At 50.6% G+C, this 22132-nt stretch carries 15 protein-coding genes; 5 read left to right on the top strand and 10 right to left on the bottom strand.

All coding sequences use genetic code 11. The features are described from left to right. Positions 1–556 precede the first annotated feature (556 nt). The 5 genes from preA to ACKI3C_RS01580 all read right to left on the bottom strand — a co-directional run bounded on the left by preA (position 557) and on the right by ACKI3C_RS01580 (position 8261). A complete protein-coding gene (preA, locus tag ACKI3C_RS01600) occupies positions 557–2008 on the bottom strand; it encodes an NAD-dependent dihydropyrimidine dehydrogenase subunit PreA (protein ID WP_407401369.1) in 1452 nt (483 codons plus the stop codon). Positions 2009–2283: 275 nt separating this feature from the next. After that, positions 2284–3387, bottom strand: coding sequence for an HNH endonuclease family protein (locus tag ACKI3C_RS01595; RefSeq protein ID WP_407401367.1), 1104 nt, complete (start codon positions 3385–3387; stop codon positions 2284–2286). A 3-nt stretch (positions 3388–3390) separates the two neighbouring features. Then, entirely contained in the window at positions 3391–4413 is a 1023-nt protein-coding gene (locus ACKI3C_RS01590; RefSeq protein ID WP_407401365.1) for an adenine-specific methyltransferase EcoRI family protein, read from the bottom strand. A 542-nt stretch (positions 4414–4955) separates the two neighbouring features. After that, positions 4956–6065: a Fic family protein gene (locus tag ACKI3C_RS01585; RefSeq protein ID WP_407401363.1), complete on the bottom strand. Its 1110-nt coding sequence runs from the start codon at positions 6063–6065 to the stop codon at positions 4956–4958. A 240-nt stretch (positions 6066–6305) separates the two neighbouring features. Then, positions 6306–8261, bottom strand: a complete 1956-nt coding sequence (locus tag ACKI3C_RS01580; RefSeq protein WP_407401361.1) for a beta-N-acetylglucosaminidase domain-containing protein — start codon at positions 8259–8261, stop codon at positions 6306–6308. Between the two features lie 257 nt (positions 8262–8518). Between ACKI3C_RS01580 and ACKI3C_RS01575 the strand changes: the two genes are divergently transcribed. From ACKI3C_RS01575 to ACKI3C_RS01555, 5 genes are all read left to right on the top strand, one after another. Continuing rightward, on the top strand, positions 8519–10498 hold the full coding sequence (locus tag ACKI3C_RS01575) for a putative porin (protein ID WP_407401359.1): 1980 nt from the start codon (positions 8519–8521) through the stop codon (positions 10496–10498). A gap of 178 nt (positions 10499–10676) precedes the next feature. Further along, a complete protein-coding gene (locus tag ACKI3C_RS01570) occupies positions 10677–11324 on the top strand; it encodes a hypothetical protein (protein ID WP_407401357.1) in 648 nt (215 codons plus the stop codon). A 107-nt stretch (positions 11325–11431) separates the two neighbouring features. Further along, entirely contained in the window at positions 11432–12976 is a 1545-nt protein-coding gene (locus tag ACKI3C_RS01565) for a CARDB domain-containing protein (RefSeq protein ID WP_407401355.1), read from the top strand. Positions 12977–13276: 300 nt separating this feature from the next. Further along, positions 13277–14497: a glycosyltransferase gene (locus ACKI3C_RS01560; RefSeq protein WP_407401353.1), complete on the top strand. Its 1221-nt coding sequence runs from the start codon at positions 13277–13279 to the stop codon at positions 14495–14497. A 53-nt stretch (positions 14498–14550) separates the two neighbouring features. After that, a complete protein-coding gene (locus tag ACKI3C_RS01555; RefSeq protein ID WP_407401351.1) occupies positions 14551–15330 on the top strand; it encodes a radical SAM protein in 780 nt (259 codons plus the stop codon). Between the two features lie 127 nt (positions 15331–15457). On the opposite strand, the gene ACKI3C_RS01550 is transcribed toward ACKI3C_RS01555, so the two are convergent. The 5 genes from ACKI3C_RS01550 to ispE all read right to left on the bottom strand — a co-directional run bounded on the left by ACKI3C_RS01550 (position 15458) and on the right by ispE (position 21375). Next, complete coding sequence (locus ACKI3C_RS01550) at positions 15458–16351, bottom strand: hypothetical protein (protein WP_407401349.1); 894 nt, start codon at positions 16349–16351, stop codon at positions 15458–15460. Between the two features lie 1069 nt (positions 16352–17420). Then, on the bottom strand, positions 17421–18326 hold the full coding sequence (locus ACKI3C_RS01545; protein ID WP_407401347.1) for an RluA family pseudouridine synthase: 906 nt from the start codon (positions 18324–18326) through the stop codon (positions 17421–17423). 405 nt (positions 18327–18731) lie between these two features. After that, positions 18732–19907, bottom strand: coding sequence for a molecular chaperone DnaJ (gene dnaJ / locus ACKI3C_RS01540; RefSeq protein WP_407401345.1), 1176 nt, complete (start codon positions 19905–19907; stop codon positions 18732–18734). A 17-nt stretch (positions 19908–19924) separates the two neighbouring features. Continuing rightward, positions 19925–20491: a nucleotide exchange factor GrpE gene (grpE, locus tag ACKI3C_RS01535; protein WP_407401343.1), complete on the bottom strand. Its 567-nt coding sequence runs from the start codon at positions 20489–20491 to the stop codon at positions 19925–19927. A 62-nt stretch (positions 20492–20553) separates the two neighbouring features. Next, positions 20554–21375: a 4-(cytidine 5'-diphospho)-2-C-methyl-D-erythritol kinase gene (gene ispE, locus ACKI3C_RS01530; protein ID WP_407401341.1), complete on the bottom strand. Its 822-nt coding sequence runs from the start codon at positions 21373–21375 to the stop codon at positions 20554–20556. Positions 21376–22132 lie beyond the last annotated feature (757 nt).

Genomic DNA, 22132 nt, shown 5'->3' with positions numbered 1-22132 from the left:
CGGCAGGACAATACCTAAATAACCCCCACCGCCGAACGAAGTGGCGGTGGGGGAAGAAATGCAACACGCACTGCGTCCAGCAGGACGCTAATCGGATCAAATAGGTGAGGCTCAAATGGTTTTACATGCTAAAGTTGAGTTTTTTATACCTCAGGGAGGTCGTAACTTTGGTTAACCGCTGGTCGCAGACCTGCGGGCTGCCGGTGGGGGGTGTGTGAAGTGTGACAAAATCGCGGTTGAAGACCGCAGTATAGTGTATCGCGTTTACCCTGCCCTGCCTTCGCTTGCGCTCAGTTAGGACAGGGTTATGTGCAGAACCTAGGTTCTGCGTGTCGGCTTTCAGCCTCTCTTTGCCTTATGCCTTGTGCGAGAGAAAGATTTTCATAAGGTCTGGGCGGGAACTCTGCAAAATTCTATTGCTGAATAGTTACCAACATCCTCATGTTACACAAAAGTGCCAGCAACAATATTCCTAGTGATGTTGTTTTTTGTTCTTTCCCCCATCATTTTAGGCATACCCTCCTAATCCAATACTCTGTGGGAGACCGAGTGAATCTTACATTCCTTTCTTTACTGGGATGCGGTTAGTGGGCAACATGGCTCCCGACGGGCATACCAGCATGCACAGGTGGCATCCCACGCAGTTGCGGCCTATGATACGCGGCACGCGGGTCTCGGGGTCAAACGAGATGGCTTGATGACCGCCGTCGTAGCAAGAAATGTAACAGCGTCCGCAACCGGTGCACTTGTCACGGTCGATGCGTGGCAGCACGAAGGTTGAGCGATCCAACTGGTCGGTGGCAACAAACTGGTCAAGAGCACGTCCGCGCACTTCCTCGAGTGTCTTGATTCCCTCGCGCTGCATCCAGTCCTGCATACCCAGCACGAGGTCGTCGATGATGCGGTAGCCATACTGCATCACAGCAGTGCACACCTGAACATTGCTACAACCAAGCACGATATATTGCAGTGCGTCGCGCCATGTCTCAATGCCGCCTATACCGCTCAAGGGTACGTCCTTGAGTTTCTCATCCTTGCGCATGTCAAGGATAAAGCGCTGCGCGATGGGCTTCACAGCCTTGCCGCTGTATCCCGAAATAGTTGCCTTGCCAGCAACCTCCGAACGCCGTTTCAGTGTCACGCTCTTGATGGTGTTGATGGCAGCGATAGCATCGGCACCACCCTCAACAGCTGCAGTGGCAGGTTCCTCGATGTGGGTGATGTTGGGGGTCATCTTTGCTATGACGGGCAGTGAAGTAGCGGCTTTGACCACCTGGGTGAGGTGCCGCACCAGTTCGGGCTTCTGTCCCACGTCGCTGCCACGACCTTTCTCGGCCATGTGGGGGCATGAGAAATTACACTCTATCATGTCGCAGCCAGCATCTTGGGCCATGCGCGCCAGCTGTGCCCACTCGTCATCGTTGCGGCCCATGATTGAGGCAACAACCACCTTGGAGGGAAATTCATCCTTGAGACGCGACAGGATAGCGAAATCCTCCTCGGGAGTGTGAACCGAGAGTTGCTCCATGTTGCGGAAACCGATGAACGGAGTGCCCTCCTTGCCCACCTGGTCAAAGCGAGGCGATACCTCCTCTATGTCGCCAAACGTGATTGTCTTGTACATGACACCTGCCCAGCCCATCTTGAAGGCCTTGGCTATCATTTCATAGCTGCTGGCGATAACCGACGATCCCAGGAAGAACGGGTTCTCGCAGCGCACGCCGCAAAATTCCATCTCGAGCGACGGCAAGTCCTTGACTTGCTTGGCAGCAACGCCTTTAGCCATCTGCTTGATGCGTAGGGGGAAATCGGGGTGGATACATGCTTTCTCGCAGGGTGCGTCACAGTCGGCACACATATCCTCGTTGAGAAACATACCCACACAGTAGTTGTTTTCAAACCTGTGGGCTCTCACGCCACGGGCGGGGTCATTACCGCGCGGGCAAGCCTGTGTGCAAGGAGCATCGTGGCACACAAGGCAACGGGTTGATTCGAAATGTTTATCCATCATTGTACGGTTTTCGTTTATATTTCTTGTTTTTTGCAAAGTTATAGATTTTTATTCAAATTCCTCACGCTTCGGCAATAAAAAATCACACTCCACCATATAATTAGTTGTGCGCGAAGGCTCCCACCGAGACACAGAGTTATTGGACCACGCACCTATCGGCGCATTTATATGCACGACAGTAAATTATAGCGAAAGTTGAATTAGATATTACATACTTTTCCCTACCATAGGTGCTTCTACATCGCATTTTCATCCTTTACGGAATCTAAACACTACCTATTTCCTTTCAACCTGTTACATGCTTTACACAAGCATTGACAATTGTCAGGAGTGGTGTGACCTCCTTGGCTCCACGGTTTTATGTGGTCGGCTTCCATTTCTTCGATTGTATATGTTTTGTGGCAAATGGGACATTCACCTTTTTGCCGTTCAAAAGCCGAGCGTTTGTCAGCTGCTCTGAATGTCCTAATACTGAGCCATCGCTCATCTCGAGTCAGAACATATTTATATATGCCAGCTTTCTTTGTCACATCATCATCGGCCATTAAAGTTGCGATCTCATTTTCAAGGGCAGTTGTGTCATAGTGCTCATCGTGATAACCAACCCACAACTCCCCCCAATCAACAGTTTTCATCTCCTTGCGATATCTTATAAATGTCTGTTGTACCCATTCTATTACTTTTTGGTAATGAGACCACAATTCAGAGCATTCATAATCATGTTGATGAACAGCCATGTACTCCTCAATCGTGGATTTTTGAGCAAGTGCAAGCCATGCTAAAGCCCTTTCAAGTAGTTCTTGACGTATTACAGCAGCAGTTACAAACTTGTCTCCCACTTTCATTGCAGGACATCCGTAACGCGAGAAATAACGCTTGGCTTGTGTGAGCCATGTACCAGAATAAACAGCATTACGTAACTCCTGGTCAGACAATTTTTCTCCAGCGATGTTTATTGTCTTGAACCATTCTAATTTCTCAGTGTCAGCGCCCTCGCAAATATAAACCATAAGTTCATAGTCAAGAATTTTCTGACGTATGTCTTGTTCCCAGTTATCAATATATTTGATAGAATCACCATACTTAACCGAGAAATCGTGGCTAAGATACTGGCAAATACTAATAGTGCGTTGCTGACCATCAAGCACTTCAAACGTTCCATCGTCTTTCTTTGCCCAATACATTACATTAAGCGGAAAACCTTTTATTACCGTATCAATCACAGCATCGCGTTGTTTGTCTTTATAGACAAACTCGCGTTGATATTTGGGACGCACATCCAGTTTTCCTCCGTATGCTACAACACCCTCTTCTTGAGAGTCTTTATATCCCTCAAAAAGGTCACGAATTTTTACTTTTATCAGTTCTATATTCATAATTTATTCTTTTTTTCTGCGGATTAATATTCTACTATATGGACATTTCGATACTCCATCTATTGTATATGACAGGTCTGTTCGACCACGATAATTTTTCGTTATCCCAATTGACCGACCTAATTTTCCAGAACCGATTCCAATTAATTCAAATTGATCAGGATTAAATTGCCCTAATAGAGTATCAGGAACACCCATTATGCCATAATAATCCATAGGAATGTCCGCAACTTGGTTAACATCAATTGCATCGTAGTTATCATATTTTGGATATTCATCGGGAGAATATTTTTTATATAATATTAGTTTTTCATGTCTTTTGGTGTGGTCTAAATTCGTGTACCACAAAACGGCAGGAACTTTAATATAGTTGTCATCTGGGTCATATCCTTTTGAGCGAACATATTTTCGATTTGCTTCTTCCGTGTTTTGATAAATGGATTTATATACCATAGAAAGGTTAAAGCCATACCCAACCCATATCTGATTACTTTTTATCAAAGGAAAAATTTCAGAGTAATGAAGGGATGACATTCTTGCTAGAATCAAAAACTTTTTATTATACTCAATGAGTTGTGCTACATACTCACGAAATAGAGAGAATGGAGGGTTTGTTACAACAATATCGGCCTGTTTGAGTAGTTCAATACATTCCTGCGAACGGAAATCTCCGTTACCTTTTAGAGGCTTAACCTCAATTTCTTCAAGATCAACAACACCATTTTTATTCTTATCTCCATCATATATTAGATAAACCGCTTTTTCGCACCCTTCGGTTGAAAAAAGGTCAATATCTTGGCTTTTGTAGCAGGTTGTAATGAGCCTTTTTAGACCTAGGTGCTCAAAACTTTGAGCAAAATATCGAAAAAAGTTGCTGATGCGGGGGTCGTCGCAGTTGCAAAGAATTGTTTTCCCGCGAAAATGTTTTTTGTAATGCTTCAACTCGTTATCTATATCGTTGATTTGCGTGTAAAATTCGTCTTTCTTAGCCTTTTTGGCTTGACTTAGTGATGAATTTTTTGCCATAGTGGTAAATCTGTTATGCACTGATCTACCACTCACGTGAGCGCACAAGAAAGGCATGAACTTTCTTATGCGTTCTCCGAGGCTGCGTAGGAAAGAGACCTCATCCAATCTATAAGAACTGCTCATGCCTTTTAGCATGAACATCGACTCTTATAAAGATTGGATAAGGCATACTCCTCCTGCAGAAGTTGCCTAACCACTATTTTTGTGTTCTTATCTCTGTTTAGTTTCCTACGCTATTCAGGAGAACGCAAATAATAGTCAATGCGCGTTATGTCAATATGTTATATTTTTTTCGTTTCTGTTTCTTGTTTTTTTGTTTTCTCGTTTATATTTCTTGTTTTTTGCAAAGTTATAGATTTTTATTCAAATTCCTTACGCTTCGGCAATAAAAAATCACACTCCACCATATAATTAGTTGTGCGCGAAGGCTCCCACCGAGACACAGAGTGCACTGAGCAAAATCGGCTGGGGTATTGTTGGAGGGGGGTGTTAACCGCCATTTCTTGGCTTTTGACACACCTTCATCTCTCGGTCGTAACTTAACCCTGTGGCAAGATGTAATTTGAACTTCGTCCTCCTTCACCACTTTTTAGCAGCATTCCTTTGGCAATGAGGTCCGTAATATCGCGCAATGCAGTATCTTGCGAGCATTTATTTATTTTAGCCCACTTTGATGATGTGAGTTTGCCCTCAAATCCATCCCAAAGCATGTTGACGATGCGCTGTTGGCGTGCATTTATATTGACGCTGGCGAAGTGTTGCCAGTATTCGTGTTTCTGAATTACGCGTTGCAACTTGTCCAATGCTCTGATTAGCGCATATTCAACAATAGAAACAAACCATTCAATCCACATTGTGACATCAAGTCCGCTTTTCTGCGTGCGTTCTATTATGTCGTAATAAGATTTCTTTTCCCGGCATATTTGCGCTGAAACCGAATAATATCGATGCGGCATTCCATCGGCACGTGCAAGAAGCATGTCGGTGATGGTGCGCGTGACCCTCCCGTTGCCATCGTCAAACGGATGAATACTGACAAACCAAATGTGCGCAATAGCAGCCTTGACGATGCTATCGATGGTTTGGACATTGTTGACCCATTCAATGAATTCTTGCATCATCGCAGGAACCATGTGCGAGGGAGGAGCCTCATAGTGAATTGTTTTCTTGCCCATTGGCCCCGATACCACCTGCATCGGTTCTTCTCCTACACGCCAGCCTGCTACCGTGATGCGAAACGAGCCGCTGTAACCAGTCGGGAAAAGAGCTGCATGCCAACCAAATAGACGATTTGAAGTCAGTTCCTTGTCATAGTTGCGGGATGCATCAACCACCACTTGCGCAAGTCCATCGGCATAGTGGTCGGTATGAACCTCTCCTGTCTCAATTCCTAGTTGCCGTGCTATAGACGAGCGGAGCGAGGCCACATTTATTGATTGCCCTTCAATTTCAGACGAAGTCTTAACTTCCTCGGTCATTGCTTCTAGTTGTGTCAAGTTTTGTGTCTCAAATCCGAGCAGGCTTAACCGCCCAGTGAGTTCGCCCTGCAACTGATGCACACGTGCCAGTTGTGTAGATAATCGCAAACTGTCCCAGCAGAAGTGCGGCCACCCTTGTTTTTGCCATATATAAATTGCTCTTTGTCCCATTTTGTGCTTTTTATGGTTGCAAAATTAATTTAGTTATCGCACATAACCAAGAAATGCGGCGAAAAAACGTCTTATTCACCGCATTTTTTGCGTAGAATAAAATAAGTATTCACCGCATTATGGAATCGGTGTGAGTGTAAAATGCCATCATAGGGACTGTCCCTTTGATGGCATTTAGTGGGGACTCCGCAAAGTACTATTGGTACTCTGTGTCTTCGTGGGAGATTGGGGGAGATTGGGTTATAGCTGGCCGGCAAGGTGGGTGAGGAATGGGCGCAGGATTTTGCCTGATGGCTCGGCTACGCGCGTGCTCAACTCGATGTCGTTGCCCAGGCCGTTCAGCACGTTGAACTGATGGTTGCCATATTGTTCAAAGTCGGCCACGGTTTTCTTGAGGTGTGCGGCAACAAGGCGGTCGGCATCGGTCTGCCTGCCGGATTTTTTAGCATCGATTTGGTCCAGCAGCTGGATGGTGAGCGCGGCCATGTCGCCCAGGCAGTTGAGCCAGGGCTGGATGTCGGCCACGAGGAGCGAATCGCATTCTCTGCCCGAGGCTGCCATGTCCTGCATGGCTTGGCAGGTGCTCAACACTTTCAACATCTCGGCCTTGACAGGCGCACTGTTGCCATTGCTCTTGTAGGCATCCACAAGACTTGCCATGGGCTCGTTGTCATAGTAGCGCAGGAACTGCGACAGGTACTCGAAATCGGTCGCCCTGTCTTTTCCCACTACTGCTTTCACGGCGGCGTGGTAGTCGGCCTCGTTGTCGAAGGCGGCGTTGTTCCAGCTGTAGTCACCCACGCCGAACAGGGCAAACTTTGACGCCTCGCCCTGCTGCATGGGGTTGGCGATAAGGGCGCTGGCACCACGAAGGTCGGGGGCGAGCGTGGCGTTGTTGTCGATCCAGCGCTCGTCGGCAAAGTTGCTGTAAGTGTCGCGCACAAATAGCTTTGTCATGTCGTTGTCGTTGCAAGGGTAATTCCACCACCATGCTAGCCCGCGCCCCAGTTCGCCCGACACCACGTCGAGGTCGTGGGTGTTGGGCACTGTCCACACGCTATTGCCGGTGATGTAGATGATGGCCTGGGGGTGGGTCTTGCCCAGTGCACGGTAATATTTCTCATGAGTCGGCGCATTGACCCATGAGTAGGCATAGAGCTGCGGAACAAAGTTGATGGGCTTCACCGTGTCGGCAGGCGAAGCGTAGTTCTTGTTCCATCTGTTCTCGATTGCGGTTTGCAGCTCGGTCAGGCGGTCGGCATTGAGACGAAGTGTAGCATCGTCGGTGGGAACACCCACGTCGTCAACGAAGCAACCGAACTGTCGCACGCCCAGATCGTGCATGATTTGGAACTTGCTCATGATGCGGTCTATCACAGTGTTATCGCCAGGATCGGTGAATGCCGGCCCGGGGTGAATGGCCCAGATGAAGTTCACCTTGGTGTCGCGTGCCACGCTGGCAATGTCGCGCATCATGCCCGACGAGAGGTAACCTATGGACTTTTGCTTGGGCGTGATGCTGTCGGGATAAGCCTCGGCCCAGTTCTGCGAATGATAGGGGTCAGACTTGGCGCCATACATGTAGGCATTCATCTTGTAGCGTGCCATGAAGCGAAAAAGGTCCTTGGTCACGTCGGCGCTATAAGGCACGCCATAGTAGCCCTCGATGACCCCGCGATACTGGATGTCGGCATAGTCCTCAATCAGGACGCAAGGAAGATTGGAAGTGCCGCGGTCCAGAATCTGTTCGAGCGAGGCAAGCCCGCAGAAGGTTGCATCGGTGTTTTCTCCCAGGATAAGCACGTCGGCCTTCTTGGTTCCGTTCATCACCAGCACGTGGCGGTCATATTTTCCTGCCACGGCCAGGGCATTGCGGTTGACCTTCAATCTGTCGGCATAACTGTTGGCCACGCCTTTCTTGCCGTCAACGGCGAGATAGACGCACGACGTATTGCTGCTAGGCTTGGCGGACACGACGGGAGTGAGTCCGCTGGCCGAGAGCACCTGCAATGCGCGCCTGACGGTTACTTGGTCTATTTGCGGGTCGGCAACCACGGTGACCTGCTGCGTGAACGAGGTTGTTCCGGCGAGCGCCTTCTGCATGTGGGGAACAGGGTAGATAGTATAAGCATCATGTGCCCAGAGGGTGGTGAGCGATGCCACCATGACTGCTAGGGTCAATAGTAATTTTTTCATTGCAATATGTTGTGATTGTTACGTGCTACAAAGTTACGCACAATTTGGCAGAAAAGAAAATAACGACACAGGAAATCCGCTCCGAGCGATTGCCCTCGCTGTGGTCACCCCGCGGAGAACTGCGGGACACAGTGGCTTGCTTTGTGCCAAAGGGAGGGGCGCAGTTGTTATCGTTATCGCCATCGTCTAGGTTCGCAAGCGAAAAAGTTTTCGTTTTCATTTTCGTTTTCGTGAAAAATTGCTACCTTTGCACTATAATGAAAAAGACTGCACTCAAATATAGCATATTAGCCGTTCTGGCTGTGGTTTGCGCTACTATTGCGCAGGCCAAGAAAGCCCAGGAGATCGAGCCGTCCTATGCGTGGACCATCAGTGACCCGCTGGGCGACCGCAGCGAGACCGAGATTGACACCTCATTTGTCAACTACCACCTGCATGCCGTGCCCACCTCGCCCAGCCTGGCATGGGCCACCACGGGCAACTATGGCGCTCCGGGGCAGGACCAGATTTTCTTCAACCGCGACAGTTACAGCGAGTTCTTCTTCGAATCGGCTCTCGCCCCCTGGCTGCACAGCACCGAGGGCCACGTGTTCTACAACACACGCATCCCCATGACGCTCATCTCGCACACCACGGGCGGCAACAAGTACAGCAACCAGGACCGCACGATGATCACCTTCAGCGGCAATGCGACCAAGCGGCTGCAAATAGGCGCCAACATGGATTACATCTACTCAAAAGGGTCCTATGAGTACCAGGCCGACAAGAACTTCACCTGGAACCTGGGCGGCAGCTACACTGGCGACCGCTATGAGCTGCAGACGTTCTTCAACCACTATGCCTTCACCACCAAGGAAAACGGCGGCATCACCGACGACCGTTACATCACCCGCCCTGCCGACGTGCAAGGCGGCGAGAGCAAGGTGGATAACAAGAGCATCCCCACTCATCTCACATCGAGCGAGAGCAACCTGGGCGGCACGCACTTCTTCATGAACCACCGCTACAAGGTGGGATTCTACCGCTACCAGCGCGACTCGGTGACCGACACCATCGTGAGCAAGTATTACGTGCCCGTGACCAGCTTCATCTGGAGCATGGACTACAAGGACAGCAAGCACCGCTACACCAACAAGAGCGGCGCGGAGGACACCACATTCTTCAAGCACACCTACTTCAACCTGGGCGGCACCGCCGACACCACCCGCTACATGACGCTGACCAACACCGTGGGCATCTCGATGCTTGAGGGATTCAGCAAGAAGGTGAAATTCGGCTTCTCGGCCTACGCCTACCACCAGCTATACAAGCAGACCCTCCAGGCCGAGGCTATGCCCAGCGAGACACCCATAGCACCGGGACTCTCGCCCATACCCACCTATGTGCCTCGCACCGAGACCGAGAACCGCTTCTACGTGGGCGGCAAGTTGAGCAAGACACAGGGCTCGATACTGCGATACAGCGCCACTGCCGAGCTGGGACTTGCCGGCGGAGTGGAAGGCGACATCTATGCCGACGGCGACATCAGCACGCGCTTCAAGCTGCTGGGCGACACCGTCACCGTGAGGGGTTACGGCATTTTCAGCAATTTAGCGCCAGCCACGTTGCTATATATCTTTGCCTCCAACCACTTCATCTGGGACAACGACCTCAGCAAGGAGAAACGCTTCCGCGTGGGCGGCGAGCTGGACCTGCCCTTCAGCGGCACCAATATCAACGTGGGTTATGAAACGCTCAAAGACTTTGTCTATTTCAACCACGACAACATGCCCACGCAGCACAGCGACATGTTGAGCGTGTTCAGCGCCACCCTGAAGCAAGACCTTGCGTTCAAGGCCCTGCACTGGGACAACGAGGTGACCTACCAGGCATCGAGCAACCAGGGCGTGCTGCCCCTGCCCAAGCTGGCGCTTTACAGCAACCTGTATCTCCAGTTCCTGGTGGCAAAGGTGCTGCACGTGCAACTGGGCGTGGACTGCAACTACTACACCAGCTACTACGCGCCAGCCTACAATCCTGCCACAATGACCTTCCACACGCAGGATAAACAGAAGTGCGGCGACTTCATGTATATGAACGCCTACGCCAACTTCCGCCTCAAGCGCGCGCGTTTCTTCGTGCTCTACACTCATGCCAACGGCAAGCTATTCGGCGGCGACAACTACTTCTCGTCGCCCCACTACCCTCTCTCGCCCCGCTGCCTGCGCGTGGGAGTGAGCGTCGATTTCGCCAACTAACAGCCCAGGAGCGCAAAATCTTGACTTTTGCAACAAAACAAGCCCGTTTTGCATAAAAAAGATATAAAAGTCGCCGTTTTAAGTGCAAAAATTTTATTTTTCCGAATATTTGCACTACATTTGCACCATCAATGAACAAGCAAAAAAATTGACTAAAACATTTTATAAACAAAAAATCATGAAGAAATTATTACTTAATGCTACAAGCGCGCTGTGTGTTACAGCGTGTGCAATGTGTTCGTTCACAGCAAGTGCCGAGGAATTTTATCAGGAAGACTTCACAAGCACCACAGGCAGCGTCTATGTAAGCGCCCTGCCCGAAGGCTGGGACTACATCGGTTCTCTGAACTATACCTTTGAGCGCGAGCTCGACAAGTATCACAGCAAGGGCGGCGCTATCGCCATTGCTACTAACAGCACCAACTACCTGGTTACTCCTCCCGTAAAGGGTAAGTTCGCCTTCTGGATGCGCAGTTACACCAAGAGCTACAGCGGCCTCATCAAGGTTTACCTCGTGGGCGAGGAAAACGGTGTACTGGTGCTTGGCGACCAGATGGGCGACAATGCCACCACAGGCAAGAACACCACATGGGAACAGAAGTGGTTTGAGACCGAGCAGCCCACACGCGTTGCTATCCTCATGGATCATGCCGTGATCGACGATTTCTATGCCGACGAGCGCGTAGAGGAGCCCTTCACAGCAGTTACCGACATCACCGTTAAGAGCAACACCACCGGCCAGGCCTACAACCTGATGGGACAGCCCGTCAAGGCCGACGCCAAGGGCATCGTGATCATCGACGGAAAGAAGAAATTCAACCGATAAATAACTCATAAACTCCAATTTTTAACCCAGAGGAAGAGAGTCTGTCATGATGCAAGCACACCGTGACACACCCTCATCATCTTTTACCTAAAACAATCAAATAGAGTATGAAACTTACATCTGCAATCTCTAGCGTGATGGCTGCACTGGCAATCATGCCGGCAGCAAACGCCACAGCCGAGAATGTCGTTATCAACGGCAACATTATCGATTGGTATTATTACGGCAAGGACATACATTCGTCCAACACCGGCTGGTACCAGATGCCCGTGGGCGGCATTGACACTCCCGCCAACCTGGGTATGTTCCAAATCGCCATCGACCCCAGCAGCACAAAGGAAGACAAGTATGTGGGCATGGACTTCATGGCCGACAACCTGCGCAACCACGTGCTTTACAGCAACGCTGGCGGTGTATTTACCGGCGACTACTTCTACAGCTTCTTCATGCACGAGACTCCCGAGTCGCAGGAGAGCAATGAGGAGTATGGCAGCGAGGAATGGGAAATCCTCATTCGCAAGTGGGACCTCGAGACAGGCAAATATGAGACGCTCGACAAGCGTCTGCCCGCCCAGCCCACCGACCTCACCTACGACCCCATCAACGACCGCGTGTATGGAATCTTCCGCATCTTCACCGAGGAAGAGGATTATTACTATGAACTGTGCGAGCTCGACATGGAGACCTTCGAGGTGCGCCAAATCTCTCACGAGATGTTTGACACCTATCAGGATCCCCGCGCACTTGCCATCAACAGCAAGGGCGAGATCTACGGCATCACCCAGCGCGGCGAGGTGCTCAAGTTTGACAAGGAGACTGGCGCATGCACCCGCGTGGGAAACACAGGTTTCTGCACCCAGGAACGCATGATGAGCGCTGCCTTTGACTTCCGCACCGACAAGCTCTACTGGCTGGGATATGTCAACGATGGCATCAAGTATCACGGCGACACATCGGGTGCCAACAACCACCTTACCATTGCTGAGGGAGGACGCGACACCGGTATCTTTGAGGTAAACACCACCACCGGCGTGGCTACACTGCTCAGCAAGCCCGAGCACAAGGAGTTTGACTACGAGGCAATGAAACTCAACTGGGCGGGCAAGGTGCAGATGACAGGCATCTGGGTTGACGGCAGCTTTGAGAAAGCCGACCAGGACCTCAAGGTTGACCTCGTGAGCGCGCCCCAGAGCCTCAAAGCAGGCGAGACCGGCGAAATCCAGGTGAAGGTTAAGAACATAGGCAAGAACCTCATGGGCGAGGATGACTGGAGCGTAGAACTGCAGGCTGGTGGCACCAAGGTGGCAAGCAAGAGCGGCCGCGACCTTGAGAAGGGCGAAAGCCGCGTGGTTAAGTTCGCTTACACTGCTCCTGCCAGCGGTCCCGTGGCTCTCACTGCCGTGATCGTGAGCGACAAAGACCAGGTTGCTGCCAACAACAGCACTGCCGAGTTCACTATCCAAGTTGTTCCTGGCGGCATCAAGGGCGACGTTGACGGTGACGGCGAGGTTGACACCAACGACCTCAACGCTGTGATCAACGCCCTCGTTGGCAAGGGTTCAGCAAGCAACACCGACGTCGATGGCGACGGTACAACCGACGTGAGCGACGTTAACGCACTTATCAACCTCGTTTTAGGAAAAGGAATGTAAGAACGCTGCGCTTTAAGACATTAAGATTTTAAGACATTAAGAGCATCATGTTTGGTCATGGTGCTCTTAATTTATTCCTAATTATTAGTGTCCGGTAAAAACGTCGGAGACGTTAGAGACTCGAAGAGTCTCACCATGCTCTCCGAGCCTTGGAGCAGGCTCTTGGAGCTTCGCACCTGCGCGCCTACACGGTTATCAAAGATGCTGTCCTTCGGACAGAAAGCAATTTTGATGCGGTTGCCCTGGCGTTCTTCCCTCCCCTATTTGCTTCTTTCGTAAAAAATCACTACCTTTGCCGTGATGAACATAGTGCTTATCAATCGTAGCGACCACTTGGGCGGGGCAGCCATTGCTTCGCGCAGACTCATGCACGCTCTCAACGACCAGGGAGCCGACGCCCGCATGCTCGTGATTGACAACAGCAACAGCGACGGTCATGTGGCCAGCGTGGGCAGCAAGTGGCGCAACCGCTACAATTTCCTTGCCGAGCGCCTGGGCATATTCATGCGCAACGGTATGGACCGCAGCACACTGTTCAAGATCGACACGGCATCACACGGACTGGACTTGACACGTCATCCATGGGTCAAAGCTGCCGACGTGATTATCCTCAACTGGATTAACCAAGGGATGCTGTCGTTCAAGTCGCTCGACAAACTGCTCTCGCTAGGCAAACCAGTGATATGGACCATGCACGACATGTGGAACTGCACTGGTGCATGCCACCATGCCTATGAGTGCCGTGCCTATGAGACCATGTGCCACACTTGTCCGCTCACGGGAAAGAACGGCAGAGACCTGTCCACAGCCACACAAGAGGCCAAGGCACGGCTCTACGGAGCGCACAACATCCACTTCGTGAGCGTGAGCAACTGGCTCGCACAATGCTGCCGCAACAGCACGCTCTTGAAAAATGCCAGCTTGAGCGTGATAGGGAATCCGTTCCCCGCCAGCGACTTCCCCTGCAACTACGAACCAGGAAACCTGAACCTGCCACAAGGCACGAAGGTGATAGTGATGGGTGCCGCCCGCCTTGATGATCCCGTCAAGGGATTTGACCTCATGACTGACGCGATGAACCACATCGCGACGCACAATCCGCAACTGGCATCGCAGCTGCACCTGCTGCTCTACGGCGGCTTGCGCGACACGTCGTTGATCGATGGCATCGCTGTGCCGCACACCTATGTGGGATATGTCGACGACGTGAGACCGCTCTACCGCCAGGCTCACATCGTGCTGTCCACGTCGAGATATGAGTCATTCGGCTACACGCTCGTTGAAGGGATGTCGAGCGGATGCGTTCCAGTCACCACCGGCGACGGCGGGCAAGTGGACATCGTGAAGCATCTCACTAACGGTTACGTGACCGGTAGCCAGGACGCAGCGAGCATAGCACAAGGCATCGAGTGGGCTGCTAATTGCGGCCTCACCCGCGAGCAACTCCACGAGTGGGTCACAGTGCACTTCGACTCAAGCATCATCGCAAAGCAGTACCTCAACCTGATAAATAACCTATAGCCTATGTAGCCCCTCTGGCCTATGTAGCCTATATTAAATCATATAAAAAAACTATGCAGACAGTATTATTCCACAGCACGATATTCGGTCCCATCAAGAGCCGCCGCCTGGGTGTCTCGCTGGGTATCAACCTCATGCCCAATGATGGCAAGATATGCTCATTTGACTGCCTCTATTGCGAGGCTGGATTTAATGCCCAGGGACCTGGCAAGGACGGCATACCCACGCGCGAAGCCGTTAAAAAAGGTCTTAAACGCAAACTCGAGGCGATGCATGCAGCGGGCGAACCGCTCGACGTGATCACATTCTCGGGCAACGGCGAGCCCACTGTCCACCCTTTGTTCCTCGACATCGTGAAAGACGTGATGCGACTGCGCGACACCTACTACCCCGAGGCAAAGGTGAGCGTGCTCACTAACTCTACCATGGCGGGCAAGCCACATGTCGCCGAGGCACTGAAACTCGTGGACAACAACATCGTGAAACTGGACTCGGCACTTGCCGCTACTTTCAGGCTGGTGAACCGTCCGTCGTCGCCCAACGTCATCCCCGAAGGTGTTATCGAGGACCTCAAGCAGTTTGCCGGCCAGTGCGTGGTGCAGACGATGATGCTGCGTGGCGAGTGGGAAGGACACCGTTTTGACAACACTACCGAAGCCGAGGTCGATGCCCTCATCAATGCATACAAGGCCATACAGCCTCGTGAAGTGATGCTCTACAGCATAGACCGCAAGACACCTGCCGAAACCCTCACAAAAGTCACCGCCGAGGAACTCGAAACCATAGCCCAGCGCATGCAAGCCGCAGGTTTCAAAGTCCAAGTCAACGCCTGATGAGATTAGAGATTAGAGAATAATGGGTGGAGTCCAGTTGTCAGAGGCAGTGCCTCTGACCTCCCTATATAAAAAAAGAGGGCGCTCAATTGAGCGTCCTCCATTTTTTATGGAATGATTATCTTTCTTACTTGATAACCTGACCAGCCACGTTGTACTTAACGTCGTCCTTAACGATAACAACCTGACCGTTCTCGATAGTCTTAACAACCTTAACAGCGTTAACGTTGATGTCGTTGATGCCTGTCACAGGAGCTTTGATAACATATTCAATTTCGCTACCGCCATAGATTTCGCCAGTGAGTACGTCGGCTGCAGCAACTGTGAGCTTACCGCTCTCAGTGATTGTTACACCCTCTTCGGGATATACCTCGAAACCAGCGGGAACTGCCAGGAGAGCGATGCTCTCGGCAACCTTGGGCTCAAACTTGTACACGAGCTGGCAGAACTCGGGAAGGTTCTCTACGTTAGCCTTAACAGCTACAGACTCCTCATATTCGCCAGACTCCTTGTCGAAAGAAACAGTTGCGGGAGTAACCTCTGCAGGACGGAAAACAGCAACGTAAGACGAATCAACATGATTGTTAACTGCCTCAGTGTGCTGAGCGATACAATCGTCCTCGTGATCGTCGTCAAACTGACCGCACATCATGTTGCTCTTAAAGTTGTCGATGCGACCTTCTACACCCTTCTTAACAACTTCACCAGTAGCCTTGTTTACAAGACCCTTGAATACTGAACCCTCTTCAGCAGCAGTCACGTAGTACAGACGCACGTCACCGTCGTTGTAAACGCTGGGCTTTATAGCTTGGTCGGTTGAGCAGTGCTTCTCAGCAACTGTTAACTGGTCATCGCTTGCTGCATCATAACCGTCAAATGAGACGTAAGCCTTACCGGCACCTGTAGCCTCAACAGTAGCACGGAATGTGAAGAAATAAGTGAGCTGAGTGCCACCGCCACCAGCATAAGCATTTAATGCAAGAGCTACGGCCGAAACAAATAAAAGTAAATACTTTTTCATAATAGATTTTATTTAATGATTAAAAATTAAAATTTCCCTGTTGAAGATTTGTCACTAAAAACAAGTATGCACTACATCCTTACAGAAAATAATGCACGAAAGTAATAAAAATAAAGTTGCCCACATAACATATCGACAACTTTAACATGATTTTAACAATCTATACTTTCAATTAACAACTATTTCCTCATCTCGTAACTATTCAGCAATGGAACTCCCCGCACGGATCTCACTGAACTCACTGATTTTTTCATTGAAAATTATTGTTGTCCGGTAAAAAAAGAAAATATTTTTATTTTGATTTTTATGCTTCGCTTTGAAAATAGCTTGCAAGCAAAATGGAATTACATCACAGATAGTGTATTATCATTTTGGAGGGTGTGTCATAATCCGAAATTAAGTTGAGGTAGGGACGAGCGTAATACATTACACAATTATTTGAATATAAGCGTCCTAAAAACACTCCGGACGATACAGGAGTATCGTCCCTACCTGCTCTTGTTTTTGCATTGTACTCTACCAAATGCGCATTTTGACACACCCTCCATTGCATCGTAACCGATGGCCGCAGTTGCGGTGCAATTTTGATGCGTTTTGCCATGTAATCTGACGTTAATGTTGTCTGGATAGCGTCTTGACGACGGAGTCGTCACATTGCATCGTAACCGATGGCCGCAGGCCGTCGGAAAGGAATACGCCCCCCAAAAACCGACCTCGAAGGGGTCGCACTGTGCGAATCTTGCATGTATCGAGGTTGCGGTCTTCAACCGCAGTATAGTGTATTGCGTTTACCCTGCCCTGCCTTCGCTTGCGCTCAGTTAGGACAGGGTTATGTGCAGAACTTCGTTCTGCGTGTCGGCTTCCAGCCTCTCATTACAAAATCATGTGAAATCTGCGCGGGGAATCTGCAAAAAAATCTATTGTAGTATAGTTACAACAGATTGCTCTGATTTAACTGAATAAGAAATTATTCTAATTATTTTAATTTCTTTCAGTTATTATTAAATCAGTGGTATCAGTGAGATCAGCGCGGGGTGGCCACAAAAAGTAATTGGTTGTATAGTTACCCTCATCTCATGCGACGATAGAAATAGGGCGGGATGGGTGTTTCCCATGCCATTTCTTCGCCGGTGACGGGATGCTTGATAGCGAGTTTGAATGCATGCAGGCACATGCGGCTGCCGGGATCGTCCTGGCTGCCATACTTGCCGTCGCCCACCACAGGGTGATGAATGTCGGCCATGTGAACGCGTATCTGGTTCTTGCGGCCGGTGATCAACTTGAGCTCGAGCATGGCATGCTGCTTGCCTTGCTCCATGAGCCGCCATGTGGTCACGGCAAACTTGCCACCATTGTCGGTGGGACTGCTGATGACCACCATGCGCTTGGTATCTTTGAGATAACTCTCCACGCGTCCTTCGGGCTGCTCCATAACACCCTCCACGAGCGCCACATAGCGGCGGTCGGTGACTGTGGCGCGCCAGTCGGCTGTCATGTCTTGCTGCACCTCGCTGCTCTTGGCATAGACCATGAGCCCCGATGTGCGGCAGTCGAGGCGATGCACCACGTGGGCAGTGCAACGCTGGCGGGTATCGACGAAGTGCTTGTCGAGCAGATTCTTCATGTTGAGGCTTCCTGCGCCCACGCCCATCGACAGCACGCCAGGTTCTTTGTCCACGACCACAATCCAGCGGTCTTCATACACGATGCGGTAGTGCTGGCTGTTGTCGCTCTTGGGACGCGGCTGGCGGCTGATGTTGACCACGCTGCCAGGAAGCACGCGAAACTCGTGATGAGTCTGCACACGTCCATCGACCAGTGCCCCTCCCTTGGTGAGAATCGATTTCGCCTTGTTGCGGCTGATGCCGTCGAGGCACTTCATCACAAAGTCGAGCAGGCCGCACTCTTCACGCACGGTGAATGACAGCGACTTGTCGGTGGCACGAGGCACACGGTGATTGTGGTTGCGTTTCATATCGTTTTATTAATTTCTTCTGTTTTTAAAACATTAAACTGTCAAGCAATGGGGAAATCTCTCGCAGAAATCTCGCAGATGAAAAATTTTCAGAAATTTTACAATTTTCGATTATTGGAACCATTTGATTTTCATCAATTTGCTCCGATTAGCGTCCTGCTGGACGCATTTTTGCGGTTTACCTATACCCCCACCGCCACTACGTTAGGCGGTGGGGGTTATTCAAATATTGTCCTACTGGACAATCAATTACATTGACATGAAAAATTTAGATAAACTGAAAAAATAATTTTTTCTATTATCTAGATAATTAATCTCTGTGTCCTCTGTGCCTCTGTGGGAGACAGCGGGAGACAGCGGGAGACAGCGGGAGGCAGCGGGAGGCAGAATGAGACATGCCCTAGGTTACTCGTAGCCAAAGATATTCTTGAGGCGGCCGAAGATGCGTGCGCTCACGCTCTCGTTGGCCTTGAAGTTTTCCTTGTCACGCAGCATCTCCACAGCCTTGCGTTCCTCGCTCGAGAGTTTCTCGGGGACGTAGATCATGACATTGACGCGAATGTCGCCATTGCCATAACCGTCGGTCGAGGGCAGACCCTCGCCCCGCAAGCGCAGCACGGTGCCGGGCTGTGTGCCGGGCTTGATGGTGATGCGCATCTGGCCATCGACGGTGGGAATGACCACCTTGCCGCCCAGTGTCGCCGTAGCGAAGTCTATCATCAGGTTGTAGATGAGGTCATTGCCCTGACGCATGAGCTGTGCATCGGGTATTTCCTCAAAGATCACGAGCAGATCGCCGGGGACGCCGCCGCCAGGAGCTTCGTTGCCCTTGCCCGACATGCGCATCATCATGCCCTCGGCCACACCAGCAGGAATGTTGATAGTCACAACATCCTCGGTGCGTTTGAGTCCTTGTCCGCCACACTCGGGGCAGCGTGTCTTGATTTCCTTGCCGCGGCCGTGGCATGTGCGGCATTCAAACTGCTGCTGCATGGTGCCGAACATGGTTTGACGCACTTGTGTCTCCACGCCTGTGCCATGACAGGTGTGGCATGTGTTGAGTTCGGTGCCATTCTTCGCGCCAGTGCCGTTACAAGCCTTGCACGACACCAGACGGGGTATTTTGAGTTTCTTCTCGGCGCCCTTGGCCACCTCGGCCAGCGTGAGTTTAACCCTCACACGCAGGTCGGTGCCACGGTTCACGCGCTGGCGAGAACCACCACCGCCTCCGCCGAAACCACTAAAACCACCGAAGCCGCCAAAGCCACCCTCGCCAAACACCGAGCGCAGGATGTCGTTGATGTCGAAACCGCCGAAACCGCCGCCAGCACCGCCCATCTGGTCGCCAGCAAAACCAAACTGGTCATAGCGGGCACGCTTGTCGGGGTTGCTCAGCACGTCGTAGGCCTCGGCTGCCTCTTTAAATTTCTCTTCAGCCTCCTTCTTTTCCTCTTCGGTCTTGTCGTGCTGACGGTCGGGGTGATATTTGATGGCAAGTTTGCGGTATGCCTTCTTGAGTTCGTCGGCTGTAGCGTTTTTCTCTACGCCCAGCACCTCATAGTAATCTCTTTTATTAGCCATTGCTTATTCAATGTTAATTATTGTCCCACAACTACTTTAGCATGACGCAGCACCTTGTCGTCGATCATATAACCCTTAGTCACGGTGTCAATCACCTTGCCACGCATCGACTCATCGGGAGCGGGAAATGTAGTGATAGCCTCGTGCAGGTTGTCGTCAAAGTCCTTGCCAGTGCTCTCGATGGGGACTACCTTGTTGCGCTCAAGATATTTCACAAACTTGCTGTAAATCAAGTCAACGCCTTCTTTAAGAGAATCCACGTCGCCACCCTTGCTCATCGCGTCGATAGCGCGTTCAAAGTCATCAACCACGGGCAACAGGTCACGCATTGCGCTCTCGCTGCCATACTTGAGCATATCGGCCTTCTCCTTGAGCACGCGCTTGCGGAAGTTCTCAAAGTCGGCCATCAAGAACAGGTACTGGTTCTTTTCCTTCTCGAGCTGGGCCTTGAGGTCTTCGATTTCCTTGTCCTTTGCCTCAACAGCATTTTCAATGTCCTGTGCCTGCTCGGTTGCTTGTGCCTGTGCCTGCTTGCTCTTCATGTCCTGAATATCTTTTTTGCTTTTAATATTTTTCTTTGCCATAATAATTTATTTTAAATACAATGAGCACAAACCGTGCCATGCCGTCGTGCCTTGCTGTCACATCACAACTCGCACACCCGGGTAAAGCAATCGGTAAATTTGTCACGGGCACATTCTGCCATAGTGGCATTATCGAAAATGCCCACTATCGACGACCCCGACCCCGACATGCATGCATACTGCGCGCCAGCCTCGAGCATCGTCGCCTTCATCATCCACAATTCGGGATGAGCGGCAAACACGCTCGGCTCAAAGTCGTTCTTGAGCACACCGTCCCACTGCTCCACGGGCCAAGTAACCACTTGTGCTGGCGACACCTGCGAAGGCTCGGGAGTGACACGCGAGTAGGCCTCGCGAGTGGGGACGCTCACGTCGGGCTTGACCAGCAACAGGTATCGTCCCTTGAGGTCAACATCAACCGGAGTGAGCACATCGCCTATGCCAGTTGCCATCATGGGCGTGTTGTAGATGAAGAACGCACAGTCGGCACCCAGCGTGGCTGCCTTGCGTGCCAACTCGGCCTTGTCGATGCCCAGCGAGAACATCTCGTTGAGCATTGTCATCACGTGGGCAGCGTCGCTCGACCCACCGCCCAGGCCAGCGCCATCGGGGATACTCTTGTAGAGGTGCATATCGACAGGCGGCACACCATAGTCGCGCTGCATGAGGCGGTAGGCCTTCATCACCAGGTTCTTCTCGGTGGGGCAATCGACAGGATGCCCGTAGCATGTGAGCGTGGCATCATCGCCCGTGCCCGGCACGATTTCCAGCACATCGGTCACATTGACAGGATAGAACACAGTTTCCAGGTCGTGATATCCATCGGGACGACGCGACACGATGTTTAGACCCAGGTTTATTTTCGCATTAGGAAATGTAATCATCTTGCAAGTATTTTGATAAGATACTGCAAAGTTACAAAGAATCTAGGACACTATCAAGGATAACTACTCAGCAACCAGGGCAACCGCATCAAAATTGTTGCAACAATACATGTCTGATAGGACATTACCTGCGATGAGGCCGTACATACTACAAGCGCAGCGCAGTAGGATGTACGGGGTAAAGGACTATATATAACTCAACTTTAGCATTTGAAAATAAATTAGCAACAATTACATAAACAAGCGAAACTTGAATTAAACAGATTAAATAGGATTTTATGCTTATTTTCAGTGTATTTCAAGCGCAGCGCCACATAAACACCACTTCACAGGAAAGGCGCTTCGCTTGAAATTGACTAAAAATCAACTAAAATATTCTTCTGTTCTTCTGGTAACTATTCACCAATGGAACTCCCCGCGCGGATCTCACTGAACTCACTGATTTTTTCATTGAATATATATATTGTGGATTTTTTAGACCTCAGGGAGGTCGTAACTTTGGTTAACCGCTGGTCGCAGACCTGCGGGCTGCCGGTGGGGGGAGGTGAAGTGTGACAAAATCGCGGTTGAAGACCGCTACCTGGAAACGTGCAAGGTAGCGGTCTTCGACCGCAGTATAGTGTATCGCGTTTACCCTGCCCTGCCTTCGCTTGCGCTCAGTTAGGACAGGGTTATGTGCAGAACTGCGTTCTGCGTGTCGGCTTTCAGCCTCTCTTTGCCTTATGCTTTATGCGAGAGAAAGATTTTCATAAGATCC

It is taken from the genome of Sodaliphilus sp. (assembly GCF_045598405.1).
Lineage (GTDB): Bacteria > Bacteroidota > Bacteroidia > Bacteroidales > Muribaculaceae > Sodaliphilus > Sodaliphilus limicaballi.
The sequence above is the reverse complement of the archived record's forward strand: the minus strand, read 5'-3'. Positions and strand labels throughout refer to the sequence as shown.

Excerpts from the sequence above, each read along its gene's own strand:
- ACKI3C_RS01565 (WP_407401355.1), top strand. The coding sequence starts at position 11,432 with ATGAAACTTACATCTGCAATCTCTAGCGTGATGGCTGCACTGGCAATC.
- ispE (WP_407401341.1), bottom strand. The coding sequence starts at position 21,375 with ATGATTACATTTCCTAATGCGAAAATAAACCTGGGTCTAAACATCGTG.
- ACKI3C_RS01585 (WP_407401363.1), bottom strand. The coding sequence starts at position 6,065 with ATGGGACAAAGAGCAATTTATATATGGCAAAAACAAGGGTGGCCGCAC.
- ACKI3C_RS01560 (WP_407401353.1), top strand. The coding sequence starts at position 13,277 with ATGAACATAGTGCTTATCAATCGTAGCGACCACTTGGGCGGGGCAGCC.
- ACKI3C_RS01580 (WP_407401361.1), bottom strand. The coding sequence starts at position 8,261 with ATGAAAAAATTACTATTGACCCTAGCAGTCATGGTGGCATCGCTCACC.
- ACKI3C_RS01545 (WP_407401347.1), bottom strand. The coding sequence starts at position 18,326 with ATGAAACGCAACCACAATCACCGTGTGCCTCGTGCCACCGACAAGTCG.
- ACKI3C_RS01570 (WP_407401357.1), top strand. The coding sequence starts at position 10,677 with ATGAAGAAATTATTACTTAATGCTACAAGCGCGCTGTGTGTTACAGCG.
- ACKI3C_RS01595 (WP_407401367.1), bottom strand. The coding sequence starts at position 3,387 with ATGAATATAGAACTGATAAAAGTAAAAATTCGTGACCTTTTTGAGGGA.
- grpE (WP_407401343.1), bottom strand. The coding sequence starts at position 20,491 with ATGGCAAAGAAAAATATTAAAAGCAAAAAAGATATTCAGGACATGAAG.
- dnaJ (WP_407401345.1), bottom strand. The coding sequence starts at position 19,907 with ATGGCTAATAAAAGAGATTACTATGAGGTGCTGGGCGTAGAGAAAAAC.
- ACKI3C_RS01575 (WP_407401359.1), top strand. The coding sequence starts at position 8,519 with ATGAAAAAGACTGCACTCAAATATAGCATATTAGCCGTTCTGGCTGTG.
- ACKI3C_RS01590 (WP_407401365.1), bottom strand. The coding sequence starts at position 4,413 with ATGGCAAAAAATTCATCACTAAGTCAAGCCAAAAAGGCTAAGAAAGAC.
- ACKI3C_RS01550 (WP_407401349.1), bottom strand. The coding sequence starts at position 16,351 with ATGAAAAAGTATTTACTTTTATTTGTTTCGGCCGTAGCTCTTGCATTA.
- ACKI3C_RS01555 (WP_407401351.1), top strand. The coding sequence starts at position 14,551 with ATGCAGACAGTATTATTCCACAGCACGATATTCGGTCCCATCAAGAGC.
- preA (WP_407401369.1), bottom strand. The coding sequence starts at position 2,008 with ATGGATAAACATTTCGAATCAACCCGTTGCCTTGTGTGCCACGATGCT.